Annotated in this window: 9 protein-coding genes; 3 read left to right on the top strand and 6 right to left on the bottom strand. The window is 64.1% G+C overall.

Annotated elements, in window-relative coordinates; translation table 11 throughout:
• Nucleotides 1-129 precede the first annotated feature (129 nt).
• Both C1D09_RS01765 and C1D09_RS01760 read left to right on the top strand, forming a co-directional pair.
• Nucleotides 130-6,540 (top strand): kinesin, encoded by a 6,411-nt coding sequence (locus C1D09_RS01765; RefSeq protein WP_143972701.1) that lies wholly within the window; start codon nucleotides 130-132, stop codon nucleotides 6,538-6,540.
• Nucleotides 6,541-6,723: 183 nt separating this feature from the next.
• Nucleotides 6,724-7,338, top strand: a complete 615-nt coding sequence (locus tag C1D09_RS01760) for a 3'-5' exonuclease (protein WP_143972702.1) — start codon at nucleotides 6,724-6,726, stop codon at nucleotides 7,336-7,338.
• A gap of 24 nt (nucleotides 7,339-7,362) precedes the next feature.
• Here the strand turns inward: C1D09_RS01760 and C1D09_RS01755 are convergent, their stop codons facing one another.
• From C1D09_RS01755 to C1D09_RS01740, 4 genes are read right to left on the bottom strand one after another with little or no spacing between them, the layout of a single operon-like run.
• The gene (locus C1D09_RS01755; protein ID WP_208760335.1) at nucleotides 7,363-8,013 is read right to left on the bottom strand and encodes an ABC-type transport auxiliary lipoprotein family protein; all 651 of its coding nucleotides are present in this window, start codon (nucleotides 8,011-8,013) and stop codon (nucleotides 7,363-7,365) included.
• 37 nt (nucleotides 8,014-8,050) lie between these two features.
• Nucleotides 8,051-9,424, bottom strand: coding sequence for an MlaD family protein (locus tag C1D09_RS01750; protein WP_143972699.1), 1,374 nt, complete (start codon nucleotides 9,422-9,424; stop codon nucleotides 8,051-8,053).
• A gap of 14 nt (nucleotides 9,425-9,438) precedes the next feature.
• Nucleotides 9,439-10,248, bottom strand: coding sequence for an ABC transporter ATP-binding protein (locus C1D09_RS01745; protein WP_143972698.1), 810 nt, complete (start codon nucleotides 10,246-10,248; stop codon nucleotides 9,439-9,441).
• A gap of 4 nt (nucleotides 10,249-10,252) precedes the next feature.
• On the bottom strand, nucleotides 10,253-11,440 hold the full coding sequence (locus tag C1D09_RS01740; protein WP_143972697.1) for an ABC transporter permease: 1,188 nt from the start codon (nucleotides 11,438-11,440) through the stop codon (nucleotides 10,253-10,255).
• A 77-nt stretch (nucleotides 11,441-11,517) separates the two neighbouring features.
• Between C1D09_RS01740 and dgcA the strand changes: the two genes are divergently transcribed.
• Entirely contained in the window at nucleotides 11,518-12,501 is a 984-nt protein-coding gene (gene dgcA / locus C1D09_RS01735) for an N-acetyl-D-Glu racemase DgcA (protein ID WP_143972696.1), read from the top strand.
• Here dgcA and C1D09_RS01730 read toward each other — a convergent pair.
• A complete protein-coding gene (locus C1D09_RS01730; RefSeq protein ID WP_143972695.1) occupies nucleotides 12,421-13,686 on the bottom strand; it encodes an MFS transporter in 1,266 nt (421 codons plus the stop codon). The two genes, dgcA and C1D09_RS01730, sit on opposite strands and share 81 nt — an antisense overlap.
• Nucleotides 13,687-13,811: 125 nt before the next feature.
• Nucleotides 13,812-14,301: UDP-2,3-diacylglucosamine diphosphatase (locus C1D09_RS01725; RefSeq protein ID WP_143972694.1), on the bottom strand; the 490-nt coding region annotated here is incomplete at its 5' end.

Below are 14,301 nucleotides of genomic sequence, written 5' to 3'. Positions count from 1 at the left end.
CCGCGGAATGCATGTTTTCTTTACCCCCCTGTGTCATTACGATACGAAGGTCCATTTTCAGCCTCCTGCGCGGGGGTACGACAAAGACAATTATAAGCCCCGCGGCAGCTAGTACAGGGTAGCGAAGGCATGGCAAAGAAACCAACGACGACGACGAGAAATCTCGACAGCGACGTGGCCAGGGAACTGGAAAAAGCGCTCGATCTCGACCTCGGCGGCGACATCGGCAGCGGCGATCTGGATATCGCGGCTTCGATGGAAGATCTGGAAGCGCAGATATCCCAGGCCGCCGACGAGCTGGCACGCGAGGGACGCAACCAGAAGCCGGCACCTGCCGCCAGCCAGGCCCCCATTGCCAATCAGCCCGCGAGTCCCGCGCCCAAAGCCAAGCCGGTCGAACTGCGCCCCGTGGAGACACGTAACGGCAATGGCAATGGCACGCAGCCCACGGGCTTCGCGCCGGCCAACGACGATCGTCAGAAAGATTACAAGACCCTCCTGCACGGCCTCAACAGACGTGCCTCCAACACCGTCTACTGGATTGTCGCCTTTGTCTCGCTCGCCTGGATCGCCGGTGCCGGGGGGCTCGCCAACCTTCTGTTCGGACCTGGCATCTGGAGGATCCGCACCCTCGACCAGTTCCTTGCCCGTCCCGAGCTGATTGGCCTCGCCGTCGCGGCGATCGTGCCGATCATCCTGTTCTGGGCCTTCGCCGCCATGATTCGCCGCGCCCAGGACATGCGCATTGCCGCCCAGTCGATGACGGAAGTGGCCTTCCGCCTGACCGAGCCGGAAAACATGGCGCAGGATCGCGTCATGATGATCGGCCAGGCCGTTCGCCGCGAGGTGGCGGCCATGGGCGAAGGCATCGAACGCACGCTGGCCCGCGCCGTGGAGCTGGAAACGCTCGTCCACAGCGAAGTCAACCAGATCGAGCGCTCCTATTCGGAAAACGAAACCCGCATCCGTTCGCTCGTCGACGGGCTTGGCAGCGAGCGCGAGGCGGTCGTCACCCATGCCGAGCGTGTCCGTGCCTCGATCGCCGGCGCGCATGAGACGCTCAGGGATGAAATCGGTTCCGCCAGCGACATCATCCGCGACTCCATCCTCAATGCGTCGACCAAGCTGTCGATGACGATCACCAATTCCGGCGACACGCTCATCGACCGCATCAATGAAAGCTCGATGTCGATCTTCGATTCGGTGGAGGGCCGGCTCGACACCATCACCGACAAGCTTTCGACCTCCGGCGAGGCCTTCGCCAGCCTGCTTGACACGCGCATCGCCAAGCTGACGGATACGACGGACGGCCTGACCCGGTCGCTGACCGATCTGCTCGACGATCGCACCACCGGCATGGTTTCGCTGCTCGGCGGCGCCGCGCGCACCCTCAATTCGGAATTCGAAGCCAGCCTCAACGGCATCGAGCGTACACTGGCCGAACGCGGCCAGGCCCTGATCAGCGAATTCCAGACCCGCGCCGAAGCGCTGGACACCGGCACGCAGAAGCTCAACGCTGCGCTGGAGGCCCGCGCCCGCCAGATCAACGAGACGCTGGTGGAGCGCGCCCGCGAAATTGCCCACACCTTCGCCGAGAGCAAGGATACGCTGGCCGCGATGATCGATCAGGGCAAGACCCAGATCGGCGCCGACATGGCCGACATCGTCACCTCGACATCGAGCATGCTGGAGGCTCGCGCCAGCGACTTTGCCGGTCGCATGGAAGCGGCGCGTCATGTCGTCTCGCGTTCCTTCGATAGCGACATCCAGCGGCTGGCCGACGCCCGTGTCGGAATCGAGGAAGCCGTCGAAAACCACAGCCGCAAGCTGTCCGAAAGCCGCGAGCGCATGGCTGCCGCCATGCAGGCGGACCTGGAGAAATTCGCCGAAAGCCGCGACGGCATCGATGCCGCGGTGACCAACCAGGTGCAGAAGCTGGCCGAAGGCCGCAGCCTGATCGCGCGCGCCCTCGAAGAGGATCTGCGCAAGGTCAACGAATCGCGCGCGGCGATCGACGCGTCGCTCGGCAGCCACCTCGAAAGACTGGAAGAAGGCCGCAACCGACTTTCGCTGGCTCTCAACGAAGACTCCGGAAAACTCGTGCAAGCCCGTACGATCATTGATGAAATGGTTGCCGGTCATGTCGGAAAACTCGCCGAAGGCCGCAACATCCTGTCGCGCGCCCTGGAAGCCGACCTCGGCAAACTGTCCGACAGTCGCGCCAGCATTGACGGGCTGGTCGCCGGTCAGGTCGAGAAGATCGCCGAAGGTCGTGCGGTACTCGCCAAGGCCTTGGAAAACGATATTGCCGGCATCAAGGGCCTGATCGAGGCGCATTCGGCAAAGCTCGTGGAAGACCGCAGCCAACTCGGCCGCTCGCTCGAGGACGACCTTTCTGGCATCAGGGGCTTGCTTGACGATCATTCGGTCAAACTCGCCAACGACCGCAGCCTGCTGTCGCAGACGCTGGAAGCCGATCTTGCCAAGCTGGCCGAAAGCCGCTCGAGCATTGACGGCCTCGTCGCCGGTCAGGTCGAGAAGCTGGCGGAGGGCCGCGACATTCTCAAGCGCGCCCTCGAAGCCGACCTCAACACCATCAAGGGTGTCATATCGAGCCAGTCGGACAGGCTGGCCGAGGATCGCGGCGAGCTTTCGCGGGTCCTCGAAGCCGACTTGCAGAATGTGAACAGCGTCATCGCCGACCACATGAACAGGCTCGTTCAGGATCGTTCGACATTGTCGAAGGCTCTCGAGGACGACCTCGCCAAGCTGGCCGACAGCCGCTCCAGCATCGACGGGCTGGTCGCTGGCCAGGTCGAGAAGCTGGCCGAAGGCCGCGACATTCTCAAGCGCGCCCTCGAAGCCGACCTCAACACCATCAAGAACACCGTTGCCGACCAGTCGCAGAAGCTGGTCGACGACCGCGCCCAGTTCGCCAGGGCGCTCGAAGCCGATCTCGAAAGCGTCACCGGCCTGGTCAGCAGCCATTCCGAGCGGCTCGTCGAGGATCGTTCGACCCTGTCGAAGGCGCTGGAAGCCGACCTCGACAACGTCAACAGCTTGGTCAACAGCCATGCCGAGCGACTCGTCCAGGACCGTTCGACGCTGTCGAAGGCGCTGGAAGCCGACCTGGAAAGCGTCAGCAGCCTGGTCAGCAGCCACGCCGACGGGCTAGTCCACGAGCGCTCGACCCTGTCCAGGGCGCTCGAGGACGACCTTGCCAAGCTGGCCGAGAGTCGTTCGAGCATCGACGGCCTAGTCGCCGGTCAGGTGGAGAAACTGGCCGAAGGGCGCGACGTTCTCAAACGAGCCCTCGAAGCCGATCTCGCCAAGCTGGCCGAAAGCCGCTCCAGCATCGACGGGCTGGTGGCCGGCCAGGTGGAGAAACTGGCCGAAGGCCGCGACATTCTCAAGCGCGCCCTCGAGGCCGACCTGCAGAAACTGAGCGAAAGCCGCGGCGATATCGACGGCGTCATCGCCAGCCATGTCGACAAGCTGGCCGAAGGCCGCAACATGCTGAGCCGCGCGCTGGAAGACGATCTCGGCAAGCTCGCCGAGACCCGCAAGGACGTCGACCGCTCGCTGTCCGGCCACATCGACCAGATCGCTGCCAGAAGCACCGACATTTCGGCCGCGATCGCCGCCGATGTGGAGAAGATCGAGCAGGCGTTCAGCCGTCAGACCGGGATCATCGAGGAACGCGCAGGGACCATGGAGCGCGCGCTCTCGAACGGCGTCGACAATGTCCGCAGCGTGCTCGAGAGGAGCGCGGTCTTCGTCGCCGGCGCCTTGCGCGAAAAGGTCCTGGAAGTCACCAGCGTGCTGCATGAGCAGGCCGGTGCAGCCTTCAGCGATGCCGACCGCAAGATCGCCGAGCGCGCCGAACAGACGTCCGCAGCGCTTTTGGCGCGGGCCGAAGACATCGCCCGGACCTTCGAGGAAGCCGACCGTCGGCTCCACGCCCGTGCGGAAGACACATCCAACGCATTGCTCGCCCGCGCCGACGACACCTCCAGCTCGCTGCTGGCCCGTGCCCACGAAACCGCCGATCAGCTGGCCGCCCGCGCCGGCGAGATTGCCGGCACTTTCGAACTGGCGGACCAGAAGCTCGCCGCCCGCGCCCAGGAAACAGCCGACCAGCTGGCTGCCCGGGCCCAGGATACCGCGGATCATCTGGCGGCCCGTGCAAGCGAGATTGCCGGCACCTTCGACGCCGCCGACCAGAAACTGGTCGCTCGCGCCGTCGAGACGGCACAATCGCTGGCCGCCCGCGCCGGCGACATCTTGCGCAACTTCGAAAGCGCCGACCAGCGGCTTGGCATGCGCATCGGCGAATCCGCCGAGGCACTCGCCGCCCGCGCAACCGACCTTGGCCGCATCTTCGATGCCGCCGATCAGCAACTGGTCTCGCGCATCGCCGAAGGCTCGGATGCTCTGTCCAGCCGTGCGTCCGAGATCGGCCGCATCTTCGACGAGGCCGACCAACGCCTGGTTTCGCGCATCGCCGACAGCTCTTCGACGATCGGCGAGCATGCGCAGACCATCGTCGGGGCTTTCGCCAGCACCGAGCAGAAGGTCGCCGACCGTGCGCGCCAGACCGGCCAGGAACTGGCAGTGCATGCCCGCGAAATCGAGCAGGCACTCGCCGGCGCCGACGAGCGTCTTGCGTCGACCGCGGCGGCCGCGGCCGCCCGTGTCGAGGAGCAGATCGCCAGCGTCGAGAACCGCCTCGCCCACACCACCGAAACAATTGGCCAGAGGCTCAACGAGCAGGTGTCGAGCGCCGAGGCACAGCTCGTTTCGCGCGCCAATGTGATCGCCGAGACCTTCACTGCTGTTGGCCAGCATATCGGCCAGAGCACCAACGATGCCGCCAAGACGATCGGCGCCAATACCCGCGAACTCAACACCATGCTCGCGGCGCGGTCTGCCGAGATGTCGAAGATCCTCGACGAAACCGCACGGCCTTTGGTCGAGCGCTTCGCCCAGGGCGGCTCGGAACTGCAAAAGAGCATGGAAGAGGTCACCGAACGCGCCACCGAGAAGCTGCGCAGCGAAAATGCCGCCCTGGTCAACGCGCTCGCCAACCGCACCGCGGAGACTCTGTCGGCGGTCGAAGGCGCCCGCTCGTCGCTGTCCGATAGTGTTGCCGATCTCATCGGCCGCATGACCAAGTCCAGCTCGCAGCTCGGTCAGCTGATCGAGCAGGCCGCGGTCAATCTTGGTCAGGTCGACGAACGCCTGACCGGCAGCACGCAGAGCTTCGCGGCGACAACCGAAAAGGCGGCGCAGACCTTTGCCAGCTCGGCGCGCCTGGTCGATTCGAACACCACAAGGCTGACGGAACTATCATCGTCGACCTTGCGCGAAGTGGCTTCGATCGCCACCAAGTTCGATGAACACAGCCGCCTGCTGGCCAGCGCCTCGGACCTGTTGGGCTCGGCCCAGAGCAACCTCGAGCACACGCTGGAAAGGCAGTCGTCGCTCGAAGACCTCGCGGTCGGCCTGGTCAAGAAGTCGGAAGATCTCGAAAGGGTCATGCGCTCGTTCGAAAACCTCGTCGGCCAGACGCTGCAGAACGCCGAAGGCAAGACCATGGAGTCGGCCGACAAGATCCGCAACGCCATCACCGACGTGGTCGATTCCGCCACCAAGCGCTTCGCCGACGCGACCGAGGAGATGCGGCGCACCGCGACCTCCATCAAGAGCGAACTCGATCTCACCCGCGCCGAGCTCAAGAAAGGCGTCATCGAGATGCCGGAAGAGGCAAAGGAATCGACCTCTGCGATCCGCCGCGCCGTCTCCGAGCAGATCAATGCCCTGAAGGAGCTCTCCGACATCGTCGCGAAGTCCGGTCGCGGCGGCGGGGACACCTCGGATCCACGCAATCTGCGCCCGGCACCGCAGGCGCCGGCAGCACGCCCTGCCGAACCGCCGCGTCGCGCGCCGGCACCGCAGCCGGAGCTTCGCACGCCCCCGGCGCCGATGGGCGGCACGGCGCTGCGCGGCACGCTCGATCTCGAGCGTCCGGCCGAGCCGCGCCAGCGTCCGGACGCCGGGGCCCGCACGCCACAGGGCGGCTGGGTGCGCGACCTCCTGACAGCGGCGTCGAACGATGCGGATCTCAGGCCGGCGGCAGCACCCTCGGCGCCCGTGGAAGCGCCGCGCCCGGCCCCTGCCCAGCGCTCGCCGCTGCATGTCGTGGAATCGCTGAACTCACTGTCCGTCGACATCGCACGGGCCATCGACCACGATGCTTCGATCGAGTTGTGGAACCGCTATCGGCGCGGCGAGCGGGACGTGTTCACGCGCCGGCTCTACACGCTGAAGGGCCAGCAGACGTTCGACGAAATCCGCCGCAAGTATCAGGGAGAGGCCGAATTCCGCGCCGCCGTCGACCGGTACTGCGACGACTTCGAAAAACTGCTCAAGGACGTCTCGCGCAACGACCGCGACAACATCATGGCGCAGACCTACCTGACCTCGGACACCGGCAAGGTCTACACCATGCTGGCCCACGCCAGCGGGAGGTTGCACTAGCCAGGAATTGAACAGGCGGGGCCACGGTCCCGCCTGCCTGGCTCCGTCGCGCTGAACCATTCACACCGGCGCCACGGGCTGATGGATGCGCGGATGGGCCCGCAGCGTAAGATCCGATTTCGGGGTAGCGCGAAGACCACAAGCGAAACCCGCTGCCTGACCCTCGCTAAAAGGGTGCTCACCGTGAGGACGGCAATCATATTCGACTGCGAATTTCTCTGCCTTGAGGGGTCGCAACGTCGGTTCTGGTGCGCGGCTCACGATCCCGACCCGGTCATCGCGCAGATCGGCGCGGTCAGGCTTGGTCTCGAAGACGACTTTCCGCTGCTCGCCACGCACAAGGCCTATATCAGGCCGATCGACCGGTTTGGTCGGAGATACGAACTCGACCCGTTCTTCACCCAACTGACCGGGATCACGCCAGACGACATCGAGACCGAAGGCGTTGCCCTGGCAGAAGCACTTGCCGGGGTCGATCGCTTTTCCGACGGTGCGCGGTTCTGGTCCTGGGGCAAGGACGAACTGAACATGATGGCCATCAGTTGCTATGTCGCCGGTATTCAGCCGTCCATCCCTGCCACCCGGTTCGACAACGCCGTCAAGCTGCTGATCGCTGCCGGGATGCCGATCGGGGATCTGGCGCGGACGCCGAGCAACAAGCTCGCGGACTATTATGGCGTCGAACACCCGCCATTGCAGGGACATGACGCGCTCGGCGACGCGTTGTCCGTGACCTACACGCTGCAGTATCTGATGAAGACCAGAAGGCTGCGGCCGGAAGCCTTCGAGCGCCTGTAGCTTGAGCGTCTGGCCGGATTCCGCTCAGATCACCGAATCCGTCCAGCGAACGATCTGCTTGGCGGCATCGCCGAAGGCACTGTCGAGCGCCTTGACATAGCCAGGATTGCCGCTGCCCGAAACAGGCGCGGACGCGGTGAAGCTCTTGGAGGCGCGCACCTCGCCGTTGCGATCGTTGAGCAAGCGCACGAACAGGTCGACCGCGGCATGTTCGCCACCATCGACACTCACTTCGAAGGAACGGATCTCGACGATCACCTGGTAGTCGATCGCCAGGCCCTCGCCCGGCTTGCCGACGCCGGCAAAGCTGCCGGAACGCTGGAAGGTCTCCGCCAGCCGCGCCTGCACGATCAGCGGCAGGCGGTCGGCCCATTGCGCACCCTTCAGATACTGGATCGAGCGGTCGGAAGGTTTGATGACGATGTTCTGGCTGTCCAGCGCCTTGAGCGCCGAGGGCTGGGCGATCAGAATTTGCTTGCGGCTATGGCCATGAGCGTCAACCGAGGGCGCCGAAAGCTCGAATGTGTCGAGCGGCGCAGGCTTGCCGCCCAGTACAGCACAGCCGGCAAGCGACAGCGCAAGCAGCGCCGCAGCCGGTGCCAATCCACCTGTTCTCACCCACACCGACTTCACGCGCGATCCCCGTTGTCCCCGGATCGTAAGATCAACCCGCATCCGCAGCTCATGTTCTTGGGGCGCGCCGACGCCGAAGTCAACGCCGCGCCCTGCCGTCGAATTGCCGAACCTCGCCATCGCCACCCGAAAGAATGCGCTGCGGATTGCGGCTGAGATCCGTGACTGCCTCCTCGATGCGGGTAATCGAGCGGCGGCTGTCCTGCACCAGCGCCTCGACATTCGACAGGCCCTGGCCCGAGAAGCGCGCGAGATTGTCGGTGATGACGCCAAGCCGCGCATTCAGCGTGTCGGCAACCTGCTTGAACGACTTCAGAGTATCCCGGGCGTCGGCCATCACGCCGTCGGCCTGCCCCGAGCCGAGCAAGGTGTCGACCTTGGCAAGGATGCCGTCGACGCGCACCGAGGCATCATTGAGCCGCTGCGCCAATTGCTTGGCGTCCTTGATCGTCTGGTCGATGTCGTCGGCGCGGTTGGCGAACTTGTCGGTTACCATTGCAATGTCGGCGGCGGCCTTGTTGGCGTTTTCGCTGGCCTTCTGGATGTTGGCCAGAGCCGTACGCACCTGCGCCGGGTCGACACCGTCGAGCACGCCGTCGACCTTGGCCAGCGTGCCTTGCGTCTGCTTGGCGAAATCATCGACGGACCCGACCGCCTTGTCGACATTCTTGATCACGCCGTCGAGCTGCTGCGAGGTCTGCTTGAGGTTCGCGGTCACCGCGTCGACATTGGCGACGATGCTCTTGATCTTGTCCCTGTCGACGGCATTGAGCAGGCCCTCCGCCGCTTTCAGCGTGCCGTCGAGCTTGCCGGACACGCCCTTCAGTTCGTCGGACAGCGCGCTGACGCTGGAGAGGAACTTGTCGATGCCGTCGGAATTCTTGGCCAGCGCATCGGAGAATGTCTGGACGTTCTGGACAGTCTGCGTCAGCGGCCCGCGAACATCTCTGGTGAAGCCCTCGAGTTCCGACAGCACCTTGTCGGCACGAGTGAAGATGTTCTGCGCCGTCTGCAGCAGATTGGTCACGGCGGAAGGGTTGGCGACGATCTCGGCGACCTTGCCTTCCTTCTCGGCCTGATCGAGGAGTTTCACTTCCTTGGGATCGGCGCCCTTGAGCTCGATATTGGCCTGCCCGGTCAGCCCGGCAAGCCCGATATCGGCTTGCGTCGACTTGGTGATCGGCGTCATCCGATCGATCTCGGTGTCGGCGATGGCGACAGTCGGATTGTCGACGTCGATATAGACGCGCTTGACGTCACCGACCTTGACGCCGTTGAACAGCACGAAGCTGCCGCGACCCAGACCGGAGGCCGAGCCAGGGATGCGCACGCGCAGCAGCGTCGTCTCGCCCCTGTCACCGATCGCCGCCGTCCAGTAGACGAAGCCGAACGCCGCCAGGATCGCAACCAGCGTAAAAATGCCGACAATGACGTAGTTGGCTCTGGTTTCCATTATTTCACTTATGGCTATGCACGTGCGGCAAGATCAAGTTGGCGGGCGCGTTTTCCGCGGAAATAGGATTTCACCCACGGTTCCTCGCTCTTCAGCATGTCGTCGATGGTGCCTTCCACCAATACTTTCTTCTTGCCGAGCACCGCCACGTGGTCACAAGCGGTAAACAGCGTATCGAGGTCGTGCGTGACCATATAGACGGTCAGATCCATGGTGTCGCGCAGCTTGACGACGAGTTCGTCGAACTCGGCGGCACTGATGGGATCGAGGCCGGACGTCGGCTCGTCTAGAAAGACGATATCCGGATCGAGCGCCAGGGCGCGCGCGAGTGCTGCGCGCTTGATCATGCCGCCGGAAAGTTCTGACGGGAATTTCTGCGCCGCGTCCGGCGGCAGCCCGACCAGCTCGATCTTGAGCAGCGCCAGCTCGTCCATCAGCTTCCTTGGCAGGTCGAGATATTCGCGCATCGGCACCTGCACATTCTCCTGCACGGTCAGCGCCGAAAACAGCGCGCCATGCTGGAACAGCACGCCAAGCCGCATGTCGATGCGCAGGCGCTCGCTATCGCTTGCCTTGTCGACGTCGACACCGAACAGCTTGATCGTTCCGGACTGCTTGGGCATCAGCCCGAGAATGGTGCGCAACAGGACGGACTTGCCGGCGCCTGAAGCGCCGACGAACCCCAGGATCTCGCCGCGCTTGATGTCGAGCGAAAGCTTGTCGAGGATCAGCTTGTCCTCAATGGCAACGGTGACGTCGTGCACCGAAAGGACGATCTCGTTCTCGTCCTTTTCCTCCGTCTTGATGCCGTTGCCCTTCGCCATTGTGTCAGAACGCGATCGCTGCATAGAACATGGCGAAAAGCCCATCGAGGATGATGACGACGAAGATCGACTTCACCACGGAGGCAGTCACGTGCTGGCCGAGCGATTCGGCGCTGCCGCCGACCTTCATGCCTTCGACCGAAGCAATCGTACCGATGATCATGGCCATGAACGGCGCCTTGATCAGCCCGGCGAAAATCGTGCTGAGATCAATGGCGACACGCAGGCGGTCGATGAATGCGGCGGGCGGGATATCCGAGKAGAGCCAAGCCGCGACAATGCCGCCGCCGAGTGCGGCGAAATTGGCGATGATCGKCAGGCACGGCAAGGCGATCACCAGCGCGACCAGCCGCGGAAAGACCAGGACGCCGATCGGATTGAGACCGATGACCTTCAGCGCGTCGACCTCCTCGCGCATCTTCATCGAGCCGATCTCGGCGGTGATCGCGCTGCCGGAGCGGCCGGCGATCATGATTGCCGTCATCAGCACGCCGAGTTCGCGCAGGATCAGCACGCCGACGAGGTCGACGACGAAGATGTCGGCGCCGAAATAGCTGAGCTGGTAGGCGCCTTGCTGGGCAACGATGGCGCCGACGATCGCCGACATCAGCACCACCACGGGAATGGCGCCGACGCCCATGCGGTCGATCTGGTTGAAGATCGCCGCCGGGTTGACGGCATGGCCACGGCCGAGCTTCATCTGCGCGCCGCGGATGGTGGCGCCCAGAATATTCATCGAGGCGAGGAAATCGTCACGCATCTCGTAGACGCGCCGGCCAACCGCCTCGAGGGCGCGAATGACGATATTGGGCGGCCGCGCCGGGCCCGATTCGGGTTCACGCCGGACAGCCTCGCCGACCGCGTCGAGCAGGATGGCGGCGATCTCGCTTTGGCCTTGCAGTCGGACCTCGACATTCTTCTTCTCGAAGGCGCTGACCAGCCGGTCGATTAACCAGGCGCCGGCGGTATCGATCTTCTCGATTTTCGAAAGATCGAGCACCAAAGTCTTGAAACCGTTTCGTTTCTCGATCTTGCGCATGTCGGCGTCGATCAGCGCCACAGCCCGTGTCGTCCAGATTCCGGAGAACGCGCAGCCGAGCACGCCACCTTCCTCGCCGACCGCGACGCGCGGTTGGTGGTCAGCCTCCGAGGCGGTGGTGCCGCTTGCGTCGCGCTTGCCGATGGTCAACATGACGTCCTGTTTAGCCTGATGGGTCCAACCTTGTCGATTTGCCGACAACCCTTCTGGCACAGCCGGAGCAGAAAAATATGGCGCGTGTCATTTCGGTTGAGGCCGAGCGTTTTCCAATCGCCGGCACCTTCACCATTTCGCGCGGCTCCAAGACCGAGGCCGAGGTCATCACATGCACGATCAGCCAGGATGGTCATAGCGGGCGCGGCGAGTGCGTTCCCTACAAGCGCTATGGGGAAACCATGGACGGCGTACACGCCGCGATTGAGGCCATGCGGGAGCGGATCGCCGATGGCATCGATCGGACTGCTTTGCTCGACGCCATGCCGGCGGGAGCCGGCCGCAACGCCGTGGACTGCGCGCTGTGGGACCTTGAAGCCAAGATCAGCGGCAAGCCGGTGGCAAACGAAATCTGGCCGGGGCCGGTGCGTGCACTGGAAACCGCCTACACACTGTCGCTCGGCGAAGCCGAAGCGATGGCGGCACAGGCCCGCGCCAATGCCGGCCGGCCGCTGCTGAAGGTCAAGATCGGCGGCGACAACGACATGGCCAGGATTCGCGCCGTGACGGAAGCTGCGCCTCGGAGCCGAATTATCCTCGATGCCAACGAGGGCTGGACCGACGACAACATCGTCGCGAACCTCGCTTTCGCGGCCGAGCGAGGCATTGCGTTGATCGAACAGCCCCTGCCCGCTGGCCATGACCAGATCCTGCGCCACATCGCCCATCCGCTGCCGATCTGCGCCGACGAAAGCGTGCATGAGGCGAAGGACCTGGAAACGCTGGTCGGCCTCTACGATGCCGTCAACATCAAGCTCGACAAGTCCGGCGGACTGACGGCGGCGCTCATGCTGCGCGACCGCGCCCGCGAGCTCGGTTTCGGCATCATGGTCGGCTGCATGGTCGGCACGTCGCTTGCGATGGCGCCGGCGGTGCTGCTGGCCCAGGACGCCGATTTCGTCGACCTTGACGGTCCGCTGCTACTTGCCCGCGACCGTCTGCCGGGTCTCGTCTACCAGGGATCGCTCGTCTCCCCCCCGGATCGGGCGCTTTGGGGCTGAGCGCGAGGCAAGCCCGATCAGCACCAGGCCGGCGATCGCGATCGGGATCATCACCAGGAAACCATCGACGCCGAGACGGTCATAGAGCGGGCCGGAAGCCAGCGTAACGGCGGCCATGAAGAAGCCGTTGAAGAAATAGGCGATGCCTTGCGCCGCACCCGTGCGCTCCTCGGAGACAGTCTCGGCGATCATTCTCTGCAGGCCGATGAGCACCATGGCAACAGACACCGAGTGCAGTGACTGCACGGCGAAGAAGCCGGCGACGCCGAGCCCGAGCGGCCAGACCAGTGGAAATATGATCCAGCGCACGATGGAGCCGACGGCGGCGATCACCATCACCTTGACGACCGACACGGAAGCGAAAATGCGGTTGAAAAACAGAAACATGCAGACTTCGGACACCACGCCCCATGCCCACAGCAGGCCGACAACGGAATCGCTGATGCCGATCGATTTCCAGTAGATGGAAACAAAACCGTAAAGGAAGGCGTGGCTGGCGGTAATGATACCGACACCGAAGGTGAAGTAGAGGAAATAGGCATTGAACAGGCTGGGGGCCGCGTGCTGGATCTCCGCGGCCGACAACGGCGAAGCCTTGCGCGGGCGCCCCATGCGCGGCGCCAGCAGCCCGGCGACGAGCGCCGCGCCGAGCGCCAGGACGATTATCACCGGAACGGCTTGAGGTCCGGTGGCCGCCAGGATGAAGCCGCCCGCGACATTGGCGCAGAGATAACAGATCGATCCCCATTTGCGCATACTTGCATAGTTCGAGCCGAAGCGGCGCACGCCCGAAAGCGCCAGCGAATCGGCGATCGGCGAATGCGGCGTCCAGACGACGGTGAGCGCCAGCGACACAGCCAGCACCATCGCGTAGGTCGGCGTGAGGAAATAACCCGCCGAGAGCAGCAGGGAGGCTGCCACCAGCGCAACATAGACATTGGCGCGGTCCCTCGCCCGATCGGCGAGCGTCGTCAGCAGTGGCGTGGTCACCACGCGCAGGAACATTGGCGCGGCTAGGATGACGGCGATCTGCTCGGCGTGAAATCCCTTGGCCTGCAGCCAGAGCGGGAAATAGGGCAGATGCGTACCGAGCGAGATGAACAAGGTGCCGAAGATCAGGCTCATGCGCAGTTCGAAATGGCGCGGCTTGACGAGCTGTTCTGGCGAAAGCGGCGGCAGGGGCATGAATCGATCCAATTACGCCGCGCTCGATCAGCCGACGACGTGGATCGATCCCTTAACATGGCGGAAAACCGGGCGAAACCGGCTGGACCAATCGATTGACGCTTAAAGTCGTCGCGGCCTTTGAGTCAGGCCGCCTGCCCTACCCGATCGTCGATGAGCATCGGGATGAAAGGCTCGTCAAACGCCTCCGGCAGCACCTGCGCCCAGGTCAGGATTTCCATCCGGCCATCGAAATGCTCGACCACAGCCGTGCAGCTTTCCACCCAGTCGCCGGTGTTGATGTAGCGCACGTCATCGAAATTCTCGATCGCGGCATGATGGATATGACCGCAAATGACGCCGTCGACATGTGACCGGCGGGCTTCCTCGGTCAGCACGGTCTGGAACGAGCCGATGAAGTTGACCGCCTTCTTGACCTTGACCTTGGCCCAGGACGAGAACGACCAGTAAGGCAGGCCGAGCAATTGGCGCAGCCGCGTCACCACGCGGTTGACGATCATCGCCGCATCATAGGCGTGATCGCCGAGATAGGCGAGCCAGCGCTGATTGTGGACGACGGTGTCGAACTGGTCGCCATGGATGACGAGCAGGCGCTTGCCGTCGGCGGTTTCATGG

Origin of the sequence: Mesorhizobium intechi (genome assembly GCF_002879535.1) — a bacterium.
In the GTDB taxonomy this organism is placed as follows: Bacteria; Pseudomonadota; Alphaproteobacteria; order Rhizobiales; family Rhizobiaceae; genus Mesorhizobium; species Mesorhizobium intechi.
This window is presented reverse-complemented; position numbering and strand designations above follow the sequence as displayed.

Bases quoted from the DNA above. Each gene is read 5' to 3' on its own strand.
- C1D09_RS01730 (WP_143972695.1), bottom strand. From the start codon at position 13,686: ATGCCCCTGCCGCCGCTTTCGCCAGAACAGCTCGTCAAGCCGCGCCAT.
- dgcA (WP_143972696.1), top strand. From the start codon at position 11,518: ATGGCGCGTGTCATTTCGGTTGAGGCCGAGCGTTTTCCAATCGCCGGC.
- C1D09_RS01745 (WP_143972698.1), bottom strand. From the start codon at position 10,248: ATGGCGAAGGGCAACGGCATCAAGACGGAGGAAAAGGACGAGAACGAG.
- C1D09_RS01750 (WP_143972699.1), bottom strand. From the start codon at position 9,424: ATGGAAACCAGAGCCAACTACGTCATTGTCGGCATTTTTACGCTGGTT.
- C1D09_RS01765 (WP_143972701.1), top strand. From the start codon at position 130: ATGGCAAAGAAACCAACGACGACGACGAGAAATCTCGACAGCGACGTG.
- C1D09_RS01755 (WP_208760335.1), bottom strand. From the start codon at position 8,013: ATGCGGGTTGATCTTACGATCCGGGGACAACGGGGATCGCGCGTGAAG.